Below are 20,021 nucleotides of genomic sequence, written 5' to 3'. Positions count from 1 at the left end.
ACCAATTACTGACCATTCAGTCACCTGCGCGAAAGCACCGGCGATCACTCAGAGCCGAGGACCACCGCGTCGCCCACATCACCCAGGGAAAGTTCTCTCATGTCCACATCTTCACCCGCAGCGGCAGCTCCCGCCTCTATCACTCGCGAGGAGCGCCGGGTGCTTGCCGGAACACTCGTCGGAACCACCATCGAGTGGTATGACTTCTTCATCTACGCACAGGCCGCGGGCCTCATCCTCTCGGTCCAGTACTTCGCTCCCCTGGCGTCCGACAACCCGGCGCTCGGGCAGATCATGGCCTGGGCCTCTCTCGGTATCTCCTTCCTGTTCAGGCCACTGGGCGCGATCATCGCCGGCCACCTCGGCGACCGCATCGGACGCAAGAAGATGCTCGTCCTCACGCTCATCCTCATGGGGGCCGCGACCTCGCTCATCGGGCTGCTGCCGAACTATGCGGCCATCGGAATCGGAGCACCCATCCTGCTGACGCTGCTGCGGATCCTGCAGGGCTTCTCTGCCGGCGGAGAATGGGGCGGCGCCGCACTGCTCTCGGTCGAGCACGCACCGGTGAATAAGCGCGGACTCTTCGGTGCCTACCCGCAGATCGGCGTGCCTGTGGGCATGATCCTTGCCACCGGCGTGATCTGGATCCTCACAACCGTGCTCACCACCGAGCAGTTCGCGAGCTTCGGGTGGAGGATCCCGTTCCTGTTCTCCGTCGTCCTCGTCCTCGTCGGCTACTACATTCGCCGGCAGGTGGAGGAGAGCCCCGTCTTCGCGGAACTCGCCGAACGCCGCGCCGAGTCCTCGGCTCCGCTGTCGACCCTGTTCAAGAAGAACACAAAGGAAGTCGTCCTCTCGGCGCTCATCTTCATCGGCAACAACGCCGTGGGCTACATGATCATCGCGTTCTTCGCCGCCTACGCGTCGCGGCCATTGGACCAAGGCGGCACCGTCGGTCTCGACCGAGCACCCGTACTCTTGGCCACTACCCTGGCCAGCTTCGGCTGGCTGGTCTTCACCATGTGGGGCGGGGCGCTGTCGGACAAGCTGGGTCGCGTGCGCACCTTCCAGATCGGCTATGTCCTCCTCATCCTGTGGTTGGTCCCGACGTTCCTCATGATCGATCAGGCCAACATCTGGATGTACGGGATCGGCATCTTCGTCCTCACCGTGGGCATGGGCCTGTCCTACGGTCCGATGTCGGCGATGTATGCGGAGATGTTCCCACCGCAGGTCCGTTACTCTGGCGTGTCCATCGGCTACGCTCTGGGCGCGATCCTCGGCGGCGCCTTTGCTCCGACGATCGCGGAGACCCTGCTGGCACGCACCGGCTCATCACTGTCGATCGCGGCCTACATGATCATCGTCTGCATCATCTCGCTGGTCGCCGTCAGCCTGGTCAAGGAGACGAAGGGCGTGCCCCTGGGCGTGGCCAAGCACCACGGAGAGGCGTGAGCCGCCGCCGCTGAGTTCGCCAGCACCATGCTTCCGCGGCACCGGGGATCAGGCGGCTCGGCTCTTTCGGTTCCTCCGGTCTCGCAGGAGACCCAGGAGGACGAAGCCGACGAAGAACGCCACCAGTGAGCCGGCGAATGTCGCTGCGCAGGTCTGCGCGGTGGCTATCAGGGTCTCCCGCGATTCCGGAACCGCGGAATCTGCCATGATGGCGACGAACCACAGCGTGGCGAAGACCGTGCCAACCGCTCGAGTCGATGCCTTGACAGCTAAGCCGACGACGAAGCTCACAGCTATCACCAGCCATACGGTCGCTAACATACACACCACAATCGTTGTCAGAATCGGGGGTCCCTACCCCTCTACAAGGCGGATTGCGCGGCCGTCGACCCCGCAATCCGCCTCCGGCAGGCTACCCTCAACCCGAGCCTCCTGAGCGCGCATGTCGGAACTATTACACGAATGACGTGTAGTCGTCGGTGAATGCAATTGCCTTGTCGAGCATCAGTTCGCATAGCCGAACCGTCTGCCCCGTCTTTCCAGCGTTATCGTTTCGTTATAGATTCTGTCTCTGCGAAGTCAGGCCGCTGCCGAACACTGGCCATATCCGATACCGAGCCAGTCGAAGCCGATCGACCACGTGTAGCGAACCGGCGCCGAGGTCCAGCCGCCCGGCCCCACCGACTTCACTGTGATGTCTCCGCTCCAGGTGTGATTCCACTGACCGGCGATGCCCCAGGCGACTGCCTCCGTAGACGCGGGCACACGAACTGCTTCGGCATCGGAGACGAGCGGGTAACCTTCGTCCGTCGTACCGGCCTGCCACGCACCGACTGCCTCGTCAGCAGTCACGGTGACAAGGTATTCGGTCACCTCGAGACCGTCGCTCGGTACAGCGAGATGGAGCAGATTCGGCGCGGAATTGCGCCCCTCGCACTTTGCTTCAGGGGCTTCGACTGTCCCTGCAGCGACGGCGATCGCACCCGATTCCTCGGTCGTCCACGCGGCATCGGTGATTCCGACGATGCTCTGGTCTCCGGTGACTGGCGCATAGACCCCAAGGAATCCCGCCGCTGCGGACAGAATGAGCGCGATGAACAGGAGTACTCGCGAACTGCGCGATTTCATCATCGCCTCTCACTACCTTCTCGCTTCCGCGGCCAGAGGCCCCAGACCACGAACCCGGATGCAGCGGCCCCGAGCGGAACAAGCATCGACGGCTCCCCCAAGGCGGCGATGGTCGAAGCGACCCCCGGGACCGAAACGATGACTCGTCCCACCTCGTCGACCTCATATGGTGAAGGGTCGTTCTCATCGTTCGCGTCGCCGCGCAGAGTCAGCAACCGCTCGTTCGGCCCGTCGGCGGACTCGACTGCGACCACGCGGTGGGTCACAGGCAGGTTTCCCTCGCCTCGATCGACCGTGACGACATCGCCGACTCTCACCTGGGCCGCATCAACCGGAGCGACGAGCGCCGCGGATCCGGTGGGGATCGTCGGTTCCATCGAGCCCGTGGCGAAGAGCATCACACGGAACCCCAACAGCATGGTGAGGACAGCGAGCACTGCGAACAGCACACCTGCGGCTGCGGTCGTCCACAGCAGCAGATCGGCCAGGATGGCCAGCAGACCACGCCCCCGTGAGCCCTGTCGTGAACTGTGTGGGGAACGAGCCGTCCCCCGAGCCTCTGCCAGCGCTCTCCGGCGAGCCGGCCGAGCATGTTCGAATGTCGACATCGTCTTCTCCTTCTCGGTCATTTCGTGCTTCTCGTGTGTGGGAAATTCAGTTCTGGGCGACTGCGACGGTGAGCACTGCCGCAGCAGACGCACCCTGGGCTTCGTCTCCGGAATTCGAGTCGGCTGGAGCGGCGATTCGCAGCTCAAGACACAGCTCGGCCGGGTCACTGCCGAAGGCGCCGATCGTCATGCCGGTCCCGCTTGTCACATCGGATGACACCTGTTGATAGTCCTGGGGTCCCCCCACCAGAAACACTGTGCCGGGGCCGGCGGCCGCAGCGGCGCAGCTCCGATCGCCCCCGGCGTCGAAGACGCGGAATTCGAGGACCCGGGCCAGCGCCCCGTCGACAGCCAGATCCGAGACTCGAACCTTCCCGCTGCGACTGCTGTCCGAAGAAGTCCGGACACGGAACGAGCTGTAATGCGATTGACCCGCGCTCGGGGCCGAGGCATTCCCACCGGGCGCGAGGTCGGCGATCTCGGCACCAAGGGAGGCTGAGGAGCCCGCTGCGTGATGGGCCCATTCGCCGCCGTCACCCTGTGACTGCGTCTCGAATGTACCGGCGGCGAAGCTCGTAGCCGATGATTCCTCGTCCTGCCACGAAGCAAGCGTCGTGCCCACCACCGCGCCGAAGACACAGCTGCCGGTGACGGCCGAAAGGCCGACCGCAACCGCGGCACTCCGCTTGTTCGAGCTTCGCCGACCGGTCACAGCGAATCGACCGAGGTGCCGGTGAGGTTCCAGACGACATCAGCGCTCTCACCTTGGCCGAGATCGGCGTCGGCGTTGACCGTCACCTTGAGGAAGACGACCTCGTTGAGTGATCCCACCGAGAACATGTCCTCGTGCACGGTCGTAGACGTCACCGGCTCAGAACTGACGAGAGCACCGCCGACTGGGCTCCCGCCGGAGATATCTGAGACTCTCTGCACCGAATAGGTGAGGTTGTCTGCGGCGCTGCCACTGGCTTCGACGGCCCCCGATACCGCGGCCGAATAGGTGGACGACCGATCGAGCCGAATCGCGTAGACCGCACTCGCCGTGTCCTTCGGCGACAGGTTCTCCGCCAGGTCGTCGAAGGTGAGGGCAAGAGCATCGCCGGGTGCCGTCGTATCGGCGAAGTTGGTGCCGTCCGCGCTGCTCTCGAGAGCGAACGAACCTGCACTGAAGTCACCGTGAGCGGATTCCCTGTCTGTCCATGCCGCCAGGGTGATGGCCGCGCCGATGCCGAGGACGAGTCCGCCGGAGGTGATGGCCAGCAGCTTGCGACGGCGGCGACGATCGGACGTCGCGGGCTTCTCGGTTGACGCCATCTGGTCGGTGAAGTGGTTCTTATCGGTCATCGCTGCTCCTCGTTCGCTCTCTGCTCCCCGGCTTCCTGCCGGTGATTCCAGTGAACCTCCGAGAACAGCACTCACCCGTGTGATCTACGTGGAAACTCGTAGAATGACTGGTGGTAGCGTCCGGCCGCAGGGCCCAGTCGCACCGTCGCAGGGCGAATCGAGACACCGATGGAGGGAAGCGCCGATCGATGACTGCCAGACCGATCACCCCGAAGCGCCCACGCCCCATCCGCGTGAGCATCGTCGAGGACGAGGCGTTCATGCGATCGATGCTCGTCCGAACGGTCGATGAGTCCGAGGATCTGCGTGTCGTCCACGCCGTCGAGGGTGCATCCTCGGCTCGACTTGCGATCGGCAAACACAGCACAGACGTCGCACTGCTCGACGTCAACCTCGGTGACGGCAATGGAGTTGCGCTCGGACTCGAGCTGCAGCGCAGGGACCCGAGGATTGCCGTCATGCTGCTGTCGAGCCTCGACGTCATGGGGCTGTTCCTCTCCGTCCAGGACGAAGTGAGCGAACCCTGGAGCTATCTGTCCAAGCGCTCGACCTTCACCAGCAGCGTGCTCATCGGAGCCATCGCCGCCGCAGCAGACGGTGATGTCGTCATCGATCCATCACTGGTCCAGCGATCGACGCCGCGTGCCGGAACAGAGGTAGCGGGGTTGACGAAGGCACAGTTCGAGGTGCTCAGGCTTGTTGCGGAGGGCCTGTCGAACGAGGCAGTGGCACAGCGCCTGCACATATCCGAACGTTCAGTCGAAAGCCACCTGCTCTCGATCTACAGGAGACTCGGGATCGAACGGACGGGGACGAATCGGCGAGTCCACGCCGTGCTTGCGTTCCTCGAGCAGACTGGACGCACATGGCACAGGTGACGACGCTTTGGGAGACGGTGCGTGGCCGCTGGCCCCGTGCACGGATCGCGGCCCTTGTCGCCGCAATCAACACCGTCGCGTTCTCCGCCCTCGTCGCCGAACAGGCGACGGAATGGAGCAGCAGGTGGGAAACAGCCGCTCTCCTCTGGTGGGTCGGGGGGCTCACCGTTGTCATCGGCGCCGTTCTCATCATCATCACGATCCCCCTGTGCGCTCTCGTGGCGTCGTGGTGGATTCGAATCATCATCACTCTCCTCCTCTCCGCCGTCCAGTCCTCCGTGCGAACGGCGCTTCTGCTTCCGGCGACGACCCTCGAACGCGATACTCACGGTGGCCTCACCATCTGGGTGACCGGGATGAGCGGGTACCTCTTAGCCATCGCCACCGGCTTCCTCGTGGCTGCTCTGTTCGAGCGCGAGGATCGGGAGCGAGCCCTCCGCAGGGACGAAGAGGCCCGCACCCGCGAAGCCGTCTCCGAGCTTGAGCGGGAGGAACTGAGAGTGCGGAAGATCGTTGCCGATCGCCTGCACGGGACGGTTCAGCACCGCCTCGTCGTCGTCGCTGGAGGACTTGATCAGGTCGCGGACCGCCTCATGGCAGGCGACGATGATCCCGCACAGTGGGCTCCGACCCTGCGTGACTGGGCCCTGGACCTCGATGAGCTGCGCGAAGAGCACGTTCGCTCACTCAGCCACAGCCTCTTCCCCTCGGGAGCGGACCTCGGCACCTATGAGGCGATCCGAGCGCTTCTCGACCGTCTTCCGCCCACCGTCGCGACGACTGTCGATCTCGGACCGACGATGAAGGAGCTCATCCGGACGCTGCGTGCACCGCTGCCGCTGCAAGATCGCCTCGTCGTCATCTACACCACCGAGGAAGCGGTGACGAATGCGATCAAGCACGGCGGGGCAGATAGGGTGACCGTGCGAGTCGAGGCCCTCAAGCGCGGAACAGAGTGGGTGCTCGATGTGAGGATCGACGACAACGGTACGGGCCCTGAGTCCGAGGACCCGCCCCTGTCGGGCCTGGCACGACATCGGGCACGGGCCGAATCCCGGGGCGGCTCGCTGCGCCTGGAGCGCAATGACGAGGGCGGAGGACGTCTCCATCTGATGCTTCCGTTCGTCCCGGAGAGTCCACGAAATGACGATGAGATCCTACAGAAGCAGGAGAAGTTCGATGAATGAACTCACGATCAACGACATCGAAGCGGCCGCCGCACGGATCGCGGGGTACGTTCGCCCGGTCACGGTGGCATCAGCACAGCCTGGGAGTGCTTCCGGCGCCCCGAGTCCGACGGCGGCTACATGGTCCGCCCCGCCGAGCACCGATCCGAGGGGCTCAGGCGTCCACTTCGCCCTCGAGTTCATGCAGTACACGGGCACCTTCAAGGCCCGCGGGGCGCAGAACTTCATTCAGACGCACATTGGCCAGGGAACCTTCCCTGACGCCGGCGTCACGATCGCCTCGGGCGGCAACGCGGGCTTGGCCTGCGCCTGGGCCGCCCGCGAGGCCGAAGTTCGGGCGACCGTTTTCCTGCCTGCCAACGCCCCGACCGTCAAGGTCGAGCGACTGCACAGCTACGGCGCCGAGGTGCGTCTGGTCGGTTCTGAATACGCCGAGGCGGCCCTGGCCTGCCATGAATTCGTCGAGTCCTCGGGGGCCTTGGCCTCCCACGCCTACGATCATCCGCTCATCGCGGCCGGCGCCGGCACGATGATGACCGAGATCCTCTCCCAGATCCCCGATCTCGACACGGTCGTCGTCTCCGTAGGCGGGGGCGGCCTGTTCGCCGGGGTGGCCACGGCTGCCACATTCCATGGGGTGCGCACGGTTGCGGTCGAGCCGAGGAACTGTCGCGCCCTGAACGCGGCTTTGGAAGCGGGCGAGCCCGTCGATGTACCCGTCGATTCCGTGGCGGCCGATTCCCTGGGTGCCCGCCGAGCCACACCCCTGGCGGTCGCGGCCGCACAGAGTGACCTGGTCACCTCGGTGCTCGTCGACGATGCACAGATCATTGAGGCTCGGCATCATCTCTGGGGTGAGCATCGCCTGGCCGTAGAACATGCGGCGGCAACGGCGCTGGCCGGCATCCACGGCTCAGGTGCATCCGAAGGCTATGTTCCGGAACCCGACGAAAAGGTCTGCGTCGTCCTGTGCGGGGCGAACACCAGCCTCGGCGACCTCTGACTTCCGGTGCGGGTCGTTGCGTCCGGCCACCGACAACTGAACTGGGCGGACGCTCATGCTTGATCAGCCAGTTGTCAGCGGTGTCAGTCCTTGGACTTCAGGGATGCTTTGATCAGGTAGAAGATGGCGACCGCGACGATGACGGTGATGAGCGCTTTGACAAGGAACCATGCGATTGAGAACGCGACGTTGACGACCCACCACGCGATGATGATCGCAATGATCGCGCCGACGATGCTCCATACGGTACTCATCTTCATGTCTCAAGATTAGGCGGCGCGATGTGAGCGCGCAATGACGCGGACCATGAAGATCGCCGGTTCCTTCCACCCGGATGAGGCAGGAATGTCTGCCATCGCCGATGGCCTGGTCGAGCTGCTTACGAAGCAGGCATGACGCTCAGACTGCCGCGACTCGTTGCCTGATCGCCCGAGCCGACCAGCGTCCGTCGGCGAAACCGACGTCGATCGGGTGCTCGAAGGCCGCGCTGACCTGGTCGGTGCTGAGCACCTCGGCGATCTCACCTGCAGCGGTGAGCCGCCCGTGGGAGATCAGCATCGCGTGGGACGTGGACTCCGGGATCTCCTCGAGGTGGTGGGTCACCAGCAGCGTCGTGAGCTCCGGCGAGGTCACGGACAGCGAATCGATGGTCTCCAACAGCTGTTCGCGGGCGGCCACGTCGAGGCCGGTGGTCGGTTCGTCGAAGAGGAGGAGCTGCGGCTCGGCGATGAGAGCTCGAGCGACCAGCGCTCGGCCCCGCTCTCCCTGGGACAGCACTTTCCACCCCGCGTCCGCGCGGGCACTCAGCCCCACCTCGGCGATGAGGTCATCAGCTCTCGAGATCTCGTTTGGACTGGGTTCCCAGCGCAGGGGGCGTTCGATCGTGCCGGTCAGGCCGGTGAGGACGACCTCGCGCACGGACAGGTTCGAGCGCAGAGGGTGGCGCGGATTGACGTGCCCGATGTGGCGGCGCAGAGCCTGGAGCTCGACCCGACCCATACGGTCGCCGAGGATGTCCACGGTCCCGGAGGTAGGAAAGACCTGCGCCGAGGCGAAGCTGAGAATCGTCGACTTCCCCGCTCCGTTGGGGCCGATGAGGACCCAATGCTCACCGCGCGCGATGCGCAGATCGACGCCGTGGAGGATCCTCGTCTCCCCACGTCGGAACGTCACTTCGCTGAGTTCAAGGACCGTCGTGCCCACCTTGTCCACACTCACTTTCCTCGTCATGATCGCGTCGCTGCAGCAGGAACCACCTGCGCTAGTCGGGGTCGGCTCCCGGTTGGGGCCGATCCGATTCTAGGTCGATCGCTCGCCGAGGTGGGTGTTCCCGGGCAGGACGATGTTCCACATCATGGATAGCTCGGCTGCAGCAGTCCACCGCGAGCCTTAGCCCAACGCCTATGATGCGTCATTGTCGGGGCCACGGTGCGCCGCTGTCGGCGCCCACGGTGCCCGTGGTCAGTGCAGCGTCGGCCGGTAGACGAGCTCCTCGACGCCGCCTCCCAGCGACGTGCGGTCGAGGAGTTCGAGATCGAAGTCCTGCGATCCGGCGAAGATCGGCTGGGTTCCGGTGCGTCCGGTGATCACCGGATAGATCGTCACCTGCAGCCGGTCGACGAGGCCAGCGCCCATCAGCGCACGATTCATCGACAGACTTCCGTGCGAACGAATCGGCACATCAGACTCCTCTTTCATCTGTGCCACCACCTCGAGCGCGTCACCGTCTGCCACGGCGGCCTGCGGCCAGTCGAGCGGTCCGCTCAGCGAGGTTGAGATGACGGTTGTCGGCAGATTGCGCATTGCGCTGACCCAGGGATCGAGAACATCAGGGAAATCCTCGGTGTTTGCGAGCATGGCGGCGAATTCGCGGAATGTCGTTGCACCGAGGACGAGCCGATTGGGTCCGCTGTAGAGCTCGAGTCGGTGAGCGAGGAGTTCAGGCCCCTGCTTGCCCCAGTAGCCTCCCCAGTCACCGTCGGGACTGACCGAGGCGAACCCGTCGAGGCTCGAGAACACGTCGAAGGTGTATGTGGCACTCATGATTGCTCCTCCCAGAGCGGATGCGGTGCCTTCAGTGTGCGCCCTCCCCAGACCGTTGACCAGGCCTCCCCAGCTCGGTGACTGGGCCAGGGCTGTTGACCAACGCTCAGCGCGGCGTCGAACAGCGGTCGACCCACAGCGATGACTCGCGACCAAGTGTCATCGAAGATCGAACCATCCCCAGCGACGGCCCGACCGGAACATTCACCGACAGCGACGGCACGGTGCCCTGGTAACGATCGGCCCTACAGTCACGATCGGCCCTCCGCTCCAACGAGTATCCGTCAACCGGCAGTGATCGAGCACCTGTCAACCGGCAGTGATACGGCGGGTACCGTGAGCGGCAGTACGACGACCATAATGGAAGCATGCACAACGGCGCCGACCCCAATGAAGAACACCGGATGAAGATGCGTGGGAAGATCCTGCGACGGTCCGCGTCGTTCAACGTCGCCCACGCCGTCGACGACCTCGAGCCCGGCACCGGTGCCCAGAGCATCCAGCGAGCGCTGACCCTGCTCAACCTCGTCGGACTCATCGCCGGCGAGCGCAGCAGCGGAGCCAGCCTATCTGAGGTCGCCTCGATCAGCGGCCGCCCCAAGGCCAGCGTCCACCGAATGCTCCAGGCGCTCATCGCCATGGGGTACGTCGAACGCTTCGAGGAGGGCGGCTACCGCCTCGGCGTGCAGTCGCAGATCCTCGGTCAGCTCGCCCAGAAATCCGTAGACCCCCTGGTCACAGAGTCGGAGTCAAGCCTGCTGCGACTGGCCGAGCTGAGCCGGGACACGGCCTTCCTGACTCTGCGCACCGGCAACTACTCGATCTGCGCCCGCCGCGAGGAGGGCTTCGGTGAGATTCTGAACAACGCCCTGTCCGTGGGCGATCGCCACCCGCTGGGCATCGGCGCGGGCAGTCTCGCGATTCTCTCCGAACTCTCCCCCGCCGAGGTGGACGCCCAGTTCGAGGCCAACGCGCAGATCTTCGCCGAACGGTATCCCAAGGTTTCGGTCGCGCAGCTGCGCGACATCATCGACCGGGCTCGAGTCGACGGTTTCGTCCACAATCCCGGCCTCTTCGCCCAGGGGTCGTGGGCCGTGGGCGTGCCGCTGCGGATCCGCGGCAGCCGCCCTCGCGCGGCCCTGTCGATCGCGAGCATCGCCGACCGCGTCACCGGCTCCCGCGTCGAACGCCTCGTCGCTCTGCTCCGTCGCGAGGCCAAAGCCATCGCCGAGGCGCTGGGCACGCAGGCCGATCCCTGATCACCGCCCTCGCACCGACACCGCCACTCATCCCGCCGAGGCGGCCTCCAGTCGCGTGGCCACCGCACTCAGGATCTCGCCCAGCCACCCCACCGCTGCCGGGTTCGGGCCGGGTCTGGTCACGAACGAGACCCGACGCTGACCCAGATCCTGCTTGGCCGGCCTGAGGACGACGTCGAAGTCGGTGTCCACGGCCACCTCGGTGGTCAATGCGCATCCGAGACCTTCGGCCACCAGCCCGTGGATCATGTAGAGGTCGTCGCTGCGCATGAGTTCGCGCAGCTCGTATCCCAGTCCCCGGGAGATCCGCCGCAGCACCCGCACGGAGGCTTCCGATTCGTTTCGGCTGAGCACCCAGTCGACGTCGCCCATCGTGGCGAAGTCGAGGATCTCGTGTCCCGCCAGCTCTCCGTTGCCGGCGACCATGACCCGGTAGGGCTCGTCGAGGAGGGTGCGCAGCCGCAGCTCGGGGCCCGCGAATTCAGGCAGTTCGGGGATGTCGTAGATGAGGCCGGCGTGGACCTCACCGCTGTGGAGCATCCGCACGACCTCGCTGGGTTCGGCTTCGACGACCTCGACGCGCACGGACGTCCGCTGCTGGAGCTCTGCGATTGCGGCCGGGAGCAGTCTTGAGCCGATCGAGGAGAACGACCCGACGCGCAGGGACACCACTCCGGCATCGCGTTGTGCGGTGACGAGCTGCTCGGCCCGATCGATGCGTGCCAGCACCGGTTCGATCTCCTCGGCGAAGGACTCGCCCAAGGGCGTCAGTCGAGTTCCGTTCCGCGCCCGGTCGACCAGCTTGACCCGCAGATGGGATTCGAGGGTGCGCAGGTGATGGGTCACGGTCGGGACTCCGTGTTCGAGCACCTCGGCGGCCCGGTTGAGACTTCCCTCGTCCCTGATCGCTAAGAGCACCCGAAACTGCTGCAGATTCATCATGGCCTAGAGACTATGCCACTGTGAACGATTTCTTGCTATATCCTAGCTAGCTTTCGAGTCCTAGTGTGGGACTCATGCTCGCCGAAACTCATCTGCACCCGGACACCGCGACTACCTCTGCGACCGCGAACGACGCAACGTCAGCCGCCCGCGAAACACCAGTCTCGCGCCCCACCGCGGCCACCGCCATCGACCCTCGCCAATACACCGCGCCGTATGCCGAGGCGCTGCGTTCCTTGGCCGCCGAGGACTGGCAGCGTCTGCACGTGCCCGGCCACCAGGGCAGCCGCGACCATGCACCGGGACTGGCCGAGGTCGTCGGCGAGGCCGGCATGAGCATCGACTTCCCCATGCTGTTCAGCGGTGTGGACCAGGAGGACTGGCGGATGATCAATCATGACCGCGTGACTCCGATCATGGCTGCCCAGCAGCTCGCCGCCGATGCCTGGGGCGCAGCCCGCACCTGGTTCATCACCAATGGCGCCTCCGGAGGCAACCACATCGCGACGACCGTTGTGCGCGGCTTGGGACGCGAATTCGTCCTCCAGCGCAGCGTCCACTCTTCGGTCATCGATGGCGTCACACACGCCGAACTGCGCCCGCACTTCATCCACGGTCGCGTCGATCCTGGCCTCGGCTCCTCCCACGGTGTGACTCCGGCCCAGGTCGAGTACGCCCTGAGCGAGTACCCGGAGTCCGCCGCCGTCTACCTCGTCTCCCCCAGCTACTTCGGCGCTGTGGCCGACATCGGCGCCATCGCCGAGGTGGCCCATCGCCACGATGTTCCCCTCATCGTCGATGAGGCCTGGGGCTCCCACTTCGGCATGCACCAGAAGCTGCCCGTCAATGCGGTCCGCCTCGGTGCCGATCTTGTCGTCTCCAGCACCCACAAGGGCGCCGGATCTTTGGCGCAGTCCGCGATGGTCCACCTCGGCCACGGACGGCAGGCACAGCGCATCGAGACCCTGGTCGATCGGGTCGTGAAGTCCTATCAGTCAACCTCGTCCAGTGCCATCCTCCTGTCCTCCCTCGACGAGGCACGTCGTCATCTCGTCACCCACCCGGAGGCGATCGACGAAGCACTGGCCACCGCCGAGGAGATCCGAACTCGAGTTCAGAACGACTCGAGGTTCCGCGACGCGACCCCTGACATCCTCGGCGGCCATGATGCGATCGCCAACGATCCGTTCAAGGTCGTCATCGACACCCGCGGTGCCGGGATCACCGGCGCTGATGCCCAGTACCAGCTCATCCGCGACCACCGGATCTACTGCGAGCTGGCGACGCCCTCGGCATTGCTCCTGCTCATCGGTGCAACCTCACCGGTCGATGTCGAACGATTCTGGACCGCGCTGCAGGAACTGCCGCGCTCTGAGTCCGAGCCGGAGCGTCCCATCGTTCTGCCCGGCAGCTGCGAGAAGCGATTGGAGATCAGCGATGCGTACTTCGCGACACCCCGGACGGTTCCCTTCGCCGAGGCGGTCGGCCAGGTCTCTGCCGATGCTCTTGCCGCGTACCCTCCCGGCGTGCCCAATGTTCTGCCTGGTGAGGTGCTCAGCGCCGAGGTGGTCGACTTCCTTCGTACAACAGCGGCCGCTCCCTCCGGCTATGTCCGCGGAGCCCAGGATTCGAGGATGGACACCTTCAACGTCGTGGCTGAGTCGGACTGAACCTCCTGCGGTAGCGTGAGGAGCATGCCCGCTGCCGAGGGTACAGGTTGGCGTCGAGGGCACAGCTCAGCGTCGAGAGCACACTCCCCAGAGTCTGCTCTCGACGCCAAGGTCGCCCCGCGATGCAACGCAGCGGCGCTGCGACCCGGCCCCGCTGACTCACCGCAGGACGACTGTGCGCTTCCCGGAGAGGAACACCCGGCCGTCGCAGTGCCATTTGACGGCATTGGACAGGGCCTTGCACTCGGCGTCGCGACCGGCGGCCACGAGGTCCTGTGGGCCGAAGGCGTGATCGACCTCGACGAGCTGCTGGGCGATGATCGGCCCCTCGTCGAGTTCGCTGTTGACGAAGTGCGCGGTCGCCCCAACGGTCTTGACTCCCCGCTCCCAGGCCTGGTGATAGGGCTTGGCGCCCTTGAACGAGGGCAGGAACGAGTGGTGGATGTTGATCGCCCGCCCCGTCAGCTCACGGGCCAGATCATCGGAGAGCACCTGCATGTAGCGGGCGAGCACGACAAGGTCGACCTCGAAGCGATCGACGAGTTCGAGCAGCTTCGCCTCCGCCTCGGGCTTGGTCTCCTTGGTCACCGGGATGCGGAAGAACGGGATGTGGTGCCATTCGACGAGCTCCCTGTGGTCGGGGTGGTTGGACACCACGGCCGCGATCTCGATGGGCAGTTCGCCGATCTGGGAACGGAAGAGCAGGTCGTTGAGGCAGTGCTCGAACTTCGAGACCATGATGAGTACCCGGCGCTTCTCCCCCTGCGGCCATAGCTGCCAGGTCGCATCGAAGTCTGTGCCGATGGTTTCGAAGTCCCGACGCAGGTCGTCGATCGCTCCGTTCGAGCCTTCCTTGATGCTGAAGTCGATGCGGAGGAACAGACGTTCGGCATACTGATCGTCGAACTGCTTGAGTTCCTTGATGTCACCGCCGTGGGTCAGGAGGGCGCCGGTGACGGAATGGAGAATGCCTGGTCGTTCGTCGCATTCCAGGGTGAAGATGTAGTCCTGCATATCCACTGCTTCCTTGCTCGATAGGGTGTACCTAATCATTGGGTGATTCGGCTCAGACGGTCAACTTCGACCCGCCGAGGTTGTCTGCTCGTTCGTCAGCACTCGATGACATTGACGGCGAGTCCGCCGAGTGACGTCTCCTTGTACTTCGACTTCATATCCGCGCCGGTCTGGCGCATCGTCTCGATCGCCTGGTCGAGACTGACCCGGTGACTGCCGTCGCCGTGCATGGCCAGTCTCGCAGCGTTGATCGCCTTCACCGAGGCAATGGCATTGCGCTCGATGCACGGGACCTGCACCAGGCCCCCGACGGGGTCGCAGGTCAGACCCAGGTTGTGTTCGAGTCCGATCTCTGCGGCGTTCTCAATCTGCTCGGGACTGCCGCCGAGCACGGCGCACAGACCTGCGGCAGCCATCGCACAGGCGGAGCCGACCTCGCCCTGACAGCCGACCTCAGCCCCGGAGATCGAGGCATTGCGCTTGAACAGGATCCCGATGGCCCCCGCGGTCAGCAGGAACTTCACGACGGCGTCGTCGCCGGCTCGTCCGTCATCCTCGGCACCCGCAGCATCGTCACCGGCCTCCCCGTCGCCGACGACGAAGCGATCCATGTAGTGCAGCACCGCCGGGATGATGCCGGCGGCCCCGTTCGTCGGTGCCGTGACGATGCGTCCGCCCGAGGCATTCTCCTCGTTGACGGCAAGTGCGTAGAGGTTGACCCATTCAAGCGCATCGAGGGAACCCGAGGCTCTGTACTCTGCGTCCTCGAGCCGCGCCCGCAGTTCCGGCGCGCGTCTGCGCACCTTCAACCCGCCGGGAAGCTCGGTCTCAGTGCGTGTGCACCCGTTGTGCACGCATTCGCGCATGACCGCCCAGATGTCGAGCAGCTGCTTGCGCAGGAGCTCGTCGTCCTGACGTTCGCGTTCGTTGATGGCCATGAGTTCGGCGATGGACACCCCATGCCGGCTGCACTGCTCGAGCAGCTCATCGGCGGTGGCGAAATCGAGGACGTCGCGGGAGTCCGCTGACTCGACTCCCATCTCATCGGCGGTGACGACGAAGCCACCGCCGATGGAGAAGTACTCGCGTTCGATGACCTCCCCGTCCACCTCGGCGCTCATCCGCATCCCGTTGGGATGCTGCGGCAGGGATTCACGCCGATGCAGCGTGAGGTCGGCCTCCGGATCGAAGGGGATGGTCCTGCGTCCGCCGAGGTTGATCGTCCCCTGCTCTCGCACCTCGGCGACCAGCGGACCCACGGCATCAGGATCGAGAGTCTCGGGCTCGCACCCGCTCAGCCCGGCGAGGACCGCGGAATCGGAGCCGTGCCCGATTCCCGTGGCGGCCAGGGAGCCGAAGAGACCGACGCTGACCTTCTCGACTCGAGCGAAGTGACCATCAGCAGCCAGCTCATCGACGAATCGCACGGCCGCCCGCATCGGGCCCACTGTGTGCGAGGAGGACGGGCCGAGGCCGATGGAGAAGAGGTCGAGAACGCCGAGTGCCATCAGCCGGTGCTCTCGGAATCGTCGGCGGGCGCCCTGGCGTCGTCGGCGACGAACTCAGCCATTCCATCGAGCAGCCAGCGGACGGTGAAGTCCGCGAAACTCGCCCGCGGGTACACACGGTATTCACCCTCCGAGGAGTGGTGCAGGATGACCGGCACCGGCCCCAGCTGGGTGACGAGCGCCGTGCCCACGCCGAAGGCACGGGGGTGGAGATCGGCGCGGACACTCTTCTCAAGCACCTCACGGGCCTTCGACCCGGTCAGCTCGATGATCGTTCGGTTCGCGGACAGATCCACGGCCTGTCCGGGCAGTCCTTCGAGGGCCGCCTCGGCGACGAGGGTCTCGCCCGGACGCTGCTGGCGCGAGACATCGACGGCGAGGAATTCGTCGGGGCTCAGCCAGATCGTGTGCAGACCGGTCCCGTCCCCGGTGACTTCGCCGACCTGTTTGGGCAGCGTGATCCCGAGTGCGGACTCGAGGGCATCCGCCGAGGCGGTTCCCGGGGTGCATCTGAGACCGATCTGGACGGTGAACGCTCGTTCGCGCAGGCCCACGGCCCGCCCGCCCGCCTTGGTGGCGGTCGCCATCTCCTCGGTGAGGTGCGCTGCCGGGGAGACGCGGAGGGCATTGATCTCGTCAGTTGCCTCGAGCGTCTGTGTGCTCTGGGTGGTTTCAGCCATCGCGGCGGTTCCCTTCTGGATCGTAGAAGACGGGTGAGGTGATCTCGACGTCGACAAGCTCGCCGCCGACCGGAGACTGGGCGATCTCACCCATCCGGTTCCGGCCGTTCTCAACGAGCGCAAGGCCGAAGGGTCGGTCCATGCTCGGTGAGATATAGGACGAGGTGACGTGTCCGATCATCGGGACCGGGCCCGCCTCCGGGGTCAGAGGTGTGCCCGAAGTGATGAGCTGGGCACCTTCGGCAAGACGGGTCGTGCCGTCGACGGGGAGGACTCCGACGAGGTGCTTGCGGTCCTCACGTGACGTGTCGATCCGCGAGTACGAGCGCTTGCCGATGAAGTCCTTGAGCTTCGAGACGATCCAGTCCATGCCCGCGTCCTGCGGGGTGACGGTCCCGTCGGTGTCCTGACCGACGATGATGAAGCCCTTCTCGGCACGGAGAACGTGCATGGTCTCGGTTCCGTAGGGGGTGATGCCGAACTCTGCACCCGCCTCGGCGACGGCCTCCCAGACGGTGAGCCCGTAGAAGGTGTCGACGTTGATCTCGAAGGCGAGCTCACCGGAGAACGAAATGCGGCAGATGCGAGCCGGGATCCCGTTGGCCAGGGTGGTCTCCCTGAAGCCCATGAATTCGAAGGCCTCGTTGGACACGTCCAGATTCGGAGCGAGTTTGGCGATGACCTCGCGGGACTTCGGTCCGGCGACCGCGACGGTCGACCATTCCTCGGTCACCGAGGTGAAGACGACGTCGAGTTCGGGCCATTCGGTCTGGTGCCATTCCTCGAGCCATTCCAGTACGGTCGCTGCTCCACCGGTGGTCGTGGTCATGTAGTAGCGGTCCTCCGCCACACGCAGGGTCACCCCGTCGTCGAAGACCATTCCGTCGGGTTTGCACATGAGTCCGTAGCGGCCCTTGCCGACCTTGAGCTTGGCGAAGCCGTTGGTGTAGATCTGGCCGAGGAACTTGCCGGCGTCGGTGCCGCGGATCTCGATCTTTCCCAAGGTTGAGGCATCCTGGAAACCGACCGATTCGCGAACGGCCTTGCATTCGCGCAGCACCGCCGCGTCCATGTCCTCCCCGTCGGCCGGGTAGTACCAGGGCCGCTTCCACTGACCGACGTCTTCGAATTCGGCACCGTGGGCGATGTGCCAGGGGTGGATCGAGGTGACCCGCGCCGGGTCGAAGAGCTCGCCCTTGCGCCTGCCGGCCAACGCCGCGAACGGCACGGGCGCGAAGGGCGCACGGAAGGTCGTGTGGCCGACCGAGCCCAGGTCGGACTCGCCCAGCACCTGCGCGATGGCACCGATGGCGTTGACCGCGCTCGTCTTGCCCTGATCATTGGCCGTCGAGATCGAGGTGTAGCGCTTGATGTGCTCGACCGAGCGCATGCCTGCGTTCATCGCCCGCTGCACATCGGCAACGGACTGGTCACGCTGGAAGTCGATGAAATGCGTGGTCAGCTCGGCGTGATCGGCGCTGGCCGAGGTGACCAACCACAGTGGGCGGGCCTCGGCAAAGGGCACCGACGCCGCTCTCGGAACGCTCAGGGCAGCGGAGAACCCCGTGCGCTTGGCAGCCTCATGACCAGCCTCCGAACCTTGCCTGAGGGCCGATTCGAGCGAGTAGTCGCCGGTGAGCGCACCGACGGTGAACTGGTCGCGCACGGGTGCTGTCGGAACGAAGGCAGCGATGTCGGGTCGCCAGGCGATTGGCCCCTTGCGCTGTCCGTGCAGATGGATGACAGGGGAGAATCCGCCGGCCACGGCCAGCAGGTCCACATCGATGATCTCAGGGTCACCGATGGCCACACCGTCTTCGTCGAGACCGGAGACACTTATCGCGCTGACGCGCCCGGCAGGTCCCTCACCTGCAGTGTCGCTGACCGCGGACCCGAGGATGAGCCGAGTTCCGGTTTCCCGGGCAACGTACTCTGCCATCGCCGAGGCGGTTGTCCGCGAGTCGATGACCGCGGGCACCTCGATGCCTGCCGTGTGCAGATCGGCGAGCAGTTCGTATGCCGAGTCGTTCGTCGCAGCGATCGCGACGGACTGTCCTGCCGCGACGCCGTAGCGATTGAGGTAGGTGCGCACGGCCGAGGCGAGCATGATGCCCGGACGGTCGTTGTTGGCGAAGACGATCGGGCGTTCATGGGCTCCGGTGGCCAGCACGACCTGCTGGGCCCGGATGTGCCAGACCTGCTGGCGGGTGCCCGGGCGGGAAGTGCCGCGCTCCTGTGCACCCGATCCCCCGCTTTCGACGAGGTCGAGCGTGCGGTCCTCGAGCGCGACGAAGTAGTTCGAGTCATAGCTGCCGAACACCGTTGTGTTTCCTCGGTAGGTGAGCTCCTCCGCCTCGGCGAAGGAAGCCACGGTGGACTCGATCCACTTGGCGGCGGGCATGCCGTCGACGCTGTCGGCCGAACTCGACAGCAGTGACCCTCCGGGAGCGGACCTGTCGTCGAGCAGCAGCGTTCTGGCTCCCGACTTTCCAGCCTCACGGGCGGCGGCGAGTCCGGCGGGTCCGGCGCCGATGATGAGCACATCGGTGTGGACATGCTTGTGTTCGTAGACGAGCTCGTCCTGGCCCGGGTCGAGGATTCCGAGTCCGGCGAGGTAGTCGGCCTCGAGTCCTTCGGTGATGGGCACACGGGTGGCGGGCAGCATGGATTCGCTGACGTCGCCGGGGATGCGTCCCTTGACTCGGACGAGGGCGTTCGACTCCTCGATTCCGGCGCCGAGGATGCCACGGGCCCGGCCCAGGTAGGTCGAGTTGCCGCAGTCGATGCGTCCGGCGGCGATGAGGGCGCTGGCGATCGTGTCACCGGCGAAACCCGAGTACTGCCGGCCGTCGACTCTGAAGCGGATGGGACGCGTTCGGTCGATGCCGTTCGCGTTCTCGAGGCGGGAGTTCGTTTCTGCGGTGGTCATCGTGCACCCTCGCCTTCTGCTGGAGTCGGTGCCGGTTGTGCTGGAGTCGGTTCCGCGGTCGCCGGCTGCTTCGTCGCAGGGTCCGCAGTCGTAGGACGGGCCTCGCCCATGGGGTAGATGGCTTTGAAGTCATAGGTCACGGTGTCGCGGATGGCGTTGAACCATTTGCGGCACCCGAGGCTGTGACTCCACCGTTCGGCGTAGGCACCGCGGTCGTTGTCGCGGTAGAAGAGGAATTCGGCCCACTCTTTGTCGCTGAGCGCGTGGGGGTCGGCCGGGTAGGCGACGTGTGCCTGGCCGCCGTAGTGGAACTCGGTTTCGTCGCGTGGCCCGCAGTACGGGCAGCTGATGAGAAGCATGGCAGGTCCTT

The 20,021-nt window shown here is 65.4% G+C and carries 20 protein-coding genes; 6 read left to right on the top strand and 14 right to left on the bottom strand.

Annotation, left to right across the window (positions count from 1 at the left end):
* The first annotated feature begins 99 nt into the window (after window positions 1–99).
* Entirely contained in the window at window positions 100–1,458 is a 1,359-nt protein-coding gene (locus FO013_RS12530; RefSeq protein ID WP_143922859.1) for an MFS transporter, read from the top strand.
* A 48-nt stretch (window positions 1,459–1,506) separates the two neighbouring features.
* Here FO013_RS12530 and FO013_RS12525 read toward each other — a convergent pair whose 3' ends face one another.
* From FO013_RS12525 to FO013_RS12505, 5 genes are all read right to left on the bottom strand, one after another.
* A complete protein-coding gene (locus FO013_RS12525; RefSeq protein ID WP_143922858.1) occupies window positions 1,507–1,779 on the bottom strand; it encodes a hypothetical protein in 273 nt (90 codons plus the stop codon).
* Between the two features lie 258 nt (window positions 1,780–2,037).
* Window positions 2,038–2,589 carry a hypothetical protein gene (locus tag FO013_RS12520; RefSeq protein ID WP_143922857.1) on the bottom strand — a complete coding sequence of 184 codons (552 nt, stop codon included), beginning with the start codon at window positions 2,587–2,589 and terminating at the stop codon, window positions 2,038–2,040.
* Window positions 2,586–3,215 carry a signal peptidase I gene (locus FO013_RS12515; protein ID WP_222103612.1) on the bottom strand — a complete coding sequence of 210 codons (630 nt, stop codon included), beginning with the start codon at window positions 3,213–3,215 and terminating at the stop codon, window positions 2,586–2,588. Before FO013_RS12515 ends, FO013_RS12520 begins: the two co-directional genes overlap by 4 nt.
* A gap of 25 nt (window positions 3,216–3,240) precedes the next feature.
* Entirely contained in the window at window positions 3,241–3,906 is a 666-nt protein-coding gene (locus FO013_RS12510; protein WP_186293085.1) for a SipW-dependent-type signal peptide-containing protein, read from the bottom strand.
* Complete coding sequence (locus FO013_RS12505; RefSeq protein ID WP_143922855.1) at window positions 3,903–4,538, bottom strand: SipW-dependent-type signal peptide-containing protein; 636 nt, start codon at window positions 4,536–4,538, stop codon at window positions 3,903–3,905. Before FO013_RS12505 ends, FO013_RS12510 begins: the two co-directional genes overlap by 4 nt.
* Before the next feature lie 188 nt (window positions 4,539–4,726).
* Between FO013_RS12505 and FO013_RS12500 the strand changes: the two genes are divergently transcribed.
* The 3 genes from FO013_RS12500 to FO013_RS12490 are packed head-to-tail and all read left to right on the top strand — an operon-like array spanning window position 4,727 to window position 7,606.
* Complete coding sequence (locus FO013_RS12500) at window positions 4,727–5,416, top strand: response regulator transcription factor (RefSeq protein ID WP_143922854.1); 690 nt, start codon at window positions 4,727–4,729, stop codon at window positions 5,414–5,416.
* Window positions 5,404–6,603, top strand: coding sequence for a sensor histidine kinase (locus FO013_RS12495; protein ID WP_143922853.1), 1,200 nt, complete (start codon window positions 5,404–5,406; stop codon window positions 6,601–6,603). The genes FO013_RS12500 and FO013_RS12495 overlap by 13 nt, the downstream gene beginning before the upstream one ends.
* Window positions 6,596–7,606 carry a threonine/serine dehydratase gene (locus tag FO013_RS12490; protein ID WP_143922852.1) on the top strand — a complete coding sequence of 337 codons (1,011 nt, stop codon included), beginning with the start codon at window positions 6,596–6,598 and terminating at the stop codon, window positions 7,604–7,606. Before FO013_RS12495 ends, FO013_RS12490 begins: the two co-directional genes overlap by 8 nt.
* 83 nt (window positions 7,607–7,689) lie before the next feature.
* Here FO013_RS12490 and FO013_RS22380 read toward each other — a convergent pair whose 3' ends face one another.
* The 3 genes from FO013_RS22380 to FO013_RS12480 form a co-directional block, all read right to left on the bottom strand.
* Window positions 7,690–7,866, bottom strand: a complete 177-nt coding sequence (locus FO013_RS22380) for a hypothetical protein (RefSeq protein ID WP_186293084.1) — start codon at window positions 7,864–7,866, stop codon at window positions 7,690–7,692.
* A 139-nt stretch (window positions 7,867–8,005) separates the two neighbouring features.
* On the bottom strand, window positions 8,006–8,836 hold the full coding sequence (locus FO013_RS12485; RefSeq protein WP_143922851.1) for an ABC transporter ATP-binding protein: 831 nt from the start codon (window positions 8,834–8,836) through the stop codon (window positions 8,006–8,008).
* A 231-nt stretch (window positions 8,837–9,067) separates the two neighbouring features.
* Complete coding sequence (locus tag FO013_RS12480) at window positions 9,068–9,649, bottom strand: dihydrofolate reductase family protein (RefSeq protein WP_143922850.1); 582 nt, start codon at window positions 9,647–9,649, stop codon at window positions 9,068–9,070.
* Window positions 9,650–10,017: 368 nt separating this feature from the next.
* Here FO013_RS12480 and FO013_RS12475 point away from each other — a divergent pair, with 368 nt between their 5' ends.
* Window positions 10,018–10,908, top strand: a complete 891-nt coding sequence (locus FO013_RS12475) for an IclR family transcriptional regulator (RefSeq protein WP_143922849.1) — start codon at window positions 10,018–10,020, stop codon at window positions 10,906–10,908.
* Window positions 10,909–10,935: 27 nt separating this feature from the next.
* Here FO013_RS12475 and FO013_RS12470 read toward each other — a convergent pair whose 3' ends face one another.
* Complete coding sequence (locus FO013_RS12470; RefSeq protein ID WP_143922848.1) at window positions 10,936–11,850, bottom strand: LysR family transcriptional regulator; 915 nt, start codon at window positions 11,848–11,850, stop codon at window positions 10,936–10,938.
* Between the two features lie 74 nt (window positions 11,851–11,924).
* Between FO013_RS12470 and FO013_RS12465 the strand changes: the two genes are divergently transcribed.
* The gene (locus FO013_RS12465) at window positions 11,925–13,520 is read left to right on the top strand and encodes an aminotransferase class I/II-fold pyridoxal phosphate-dependent enzyme (protein WP_260848125.1); all 1,596 of its coding nucleotides are present in this window, start codon (window positions 11,925–11,927) and stop codon (window positions 13,518–13,520) included.
* A 159-nt stretch (window positions 13,521–13,679) separates the two neighbouring features.
* Here the strand turns inward: FO013_RS12465 and purU are convergent, their stop codons facing one another.
* From purU to FO013_RS12440, 5 genes are all read right to left on the bottom strand, one after another.
* Entirely contained in the window at window positions 13,680–14,534 is an 855-nt protein-coding gene (gene purU / locus FO013_RS12460) for a formyltetrahydrofolate deformylase (protein WP_143922922.1), read from the bottom strand.
* A 95-nt stretch (window positions 14,535–14,629) separates the two neighbouring features.
* Window positions 14,630–16,042, bottom strand: coding sequence for an L-serine ammonia-lyase (locus FO013_RS12455; protein WP_143922846.1), 1,413 nt, complete (start codon window positions 16,040–16,042; stop codon window positions 14,630–14,632).
* Window positions 16,042–16,722 (bottom strand): sarcosine oxidase subunit gamma, encoded by a 681-nt coding sequence (locus FO013_RS12450; RefSeq protein WP_143922845.1) that lies wholly within the window; start codon window positions 16,720–16,722, stop codon window positions 16,042–16,044. Before FO013_RS12450 ends, FO013_RS12455 begins: the two co-directional genes overlap by 1 nt.
* A complete protein-coding gene (locus FO013_RS12445; RefSeq protein WP_143922844.1) occupies window positions 16,715–19,651 on the bottom strand; it encodes a 2Fe-2S iron-sulfur cluster-binding protein in 2,937 nt (978 codons plus the stop codon). Before FO013_RS12445 ends, FO013_RS12450 begins: the two co-directional genes overlap by 8 nt.
* Window positions 19,648–20,010, bottom strand: a complete 363-nt coding sequence (locus FO013_RS12440; protein ID WP_143922843.1) for a sarcosine oxidase subunit delta — start codon at window positions 20,008–20,010, stop codon at window positions 19,648–19,650. Before FO013_RS12440 ends, FO013_RS12445 begins: the two co-directional genes overlap by 4 nt.
* Window positions 20,011–20,021 lie beyond the last annotated feature (11 nt).

Origin of the sequence: Brevibacterium aurantiacum (genome assembly GCF_007558825.1) — a bacterium.
In the GTDB taxonomy this organism is placed as follows: domain Bacteria; phylum Actinomycetota; class Actinomycetes; order Actinomycetales; family Brevibacteriaceae; genus Brevibacterium; species Brevibacterium aurantiacum_A.
This window is presented reverse-complemented; position numbering and strand designations above follow the sequence as displayed.

Bases quoted from the DNA above. Each gene is read 5' to 3' on its own strand.
- FO013_RS12455 (WP_143922846.1), bottom strand. From the start codon at position 16,042: ATGGCACTCGGCGTTCTCGACCTCTTCTCCATCGGCCTCGGCCCGTCC.
- FO013_RS12465 (WP_260848125.1), top strand. From the start codon at position 11,925: ATGCTCGCCGAAACTCATCTGCACCCGGACACCGCGACTACCTCTGCG.
- FO013_RS12445 (WP_143922844.1), bottom strand. From the start codon at position 19,651: ATGACCACCGCAGAAACGAACTCCCGCCTCGAGAACGCGAACGGCATC.
- FO013_RS12470 (WP_143922848.1), bottom strand. From the start codon at position 11,850: ATGATGAATCTGCAGCAGTTTCGGGTGCTCTTAGCGATCAGGGACGAG.
- FO013_RS12500 (WP_143922854.1), top strand. From the start codon at position 4,727: ATGACTGCCAGACCGATCACCCCGAAGCGCCCACGCCCCATCCGCGTG.
- FO013_RS12495 (WP_143922853.1), top strand. From the start codon at position 5,404: ATGGCACAGGTGACGACGCTTTGGGAGACGGTGCGTGGCCGCTGGCCC.
- FO013_RS12525 (WP_143922858.1), bottom strand. From the start codon at position 1,779: ATGTTAGCGACCGTATGGCTGGTGATAGCTGTGAGCTTCGTCGTCGGC.
- FO013_RS12530 (WP_143922859.1), top strand. From the start codon at position 100: ATGTCCACATCTTCACCCGCAGCGGCAGCTCCCGCCTCTATCACTCGC.
- FO013_RS12520 (WP_143922857.1), bottom strand. From the start codon at position 2,589: ATGATGAAATCGCGCAGTTCGCGAGTACTCCTGTTCATCGCGCTCATT.
- FO013_RS12505 (WP_143922855.1), bottom strand. From the start codon at position 4,538: ATGACCGATAAGAACCACTTCACCGACCAGATGGCGTCAACCGAGAAG.
- FO013_RS12485 (WP_143922851.1), bottom strand. From the start codon at position 8,836: ATGACGAGGAAAGTGAGTGTGGACAAGGTGGGCACGACGGTCCTTGAA.
- purU (WP_143922922.1), bottom strand. From the start codon at position 14,534: ATGCAGGACTACATCTTCACCCTGGAATGCGACGAACGACCAGGCATT.
- FO013_RS12450 (WP_143922845.1), bottom strand. From the start codon at position 16,722: ATGGCTGAAACCACCCAGAGCACACAGACGCTCGAGGCAACTGACGAG.
- FO013_RS12475 (WP_143922849.1), top strand. From the start codon at position 10,018: ATGCACAACGGCGCCGACCCCAATGAAGAACACCGGATGAAGATGCGT.
- FO013_RS12515 (WP_222103612.1), bottom strand. From the start codon at position 3,215: ATGACCGAGAAGGAGAAGACGATGTCGACATTCGAACATGCTCGGCCG.
- FO013_RS22380 (WP_186293084.1), bottom strand. From the start codon at position 7,866: ATGAAGATGAGTACCGTATGGAGCATCGTCGGCGCGATCATTGCGATC.
- FO013_RS12480 (WP_143922850.1), bottom strand. From the start codon at position 9,649: ATGAGTGCCACATACACCTTCGACGTGTTCTCGAGCCTCGACGGGTTC.
- FO013_RS12490 (WP_143922852.1), top strand. From the start codon at position 6,596: ATGAATGAACTCACGATCAACGACATCGAAGCGGCCGCCGCACGGATC.
- FO013_RS12440 (WP_143922843.1), bottom strand. From the start codon at position 20,010: ATGCTTCTCATCAGCTGCCCGTACTGCGGGCCACGCGACGAAACCGAG.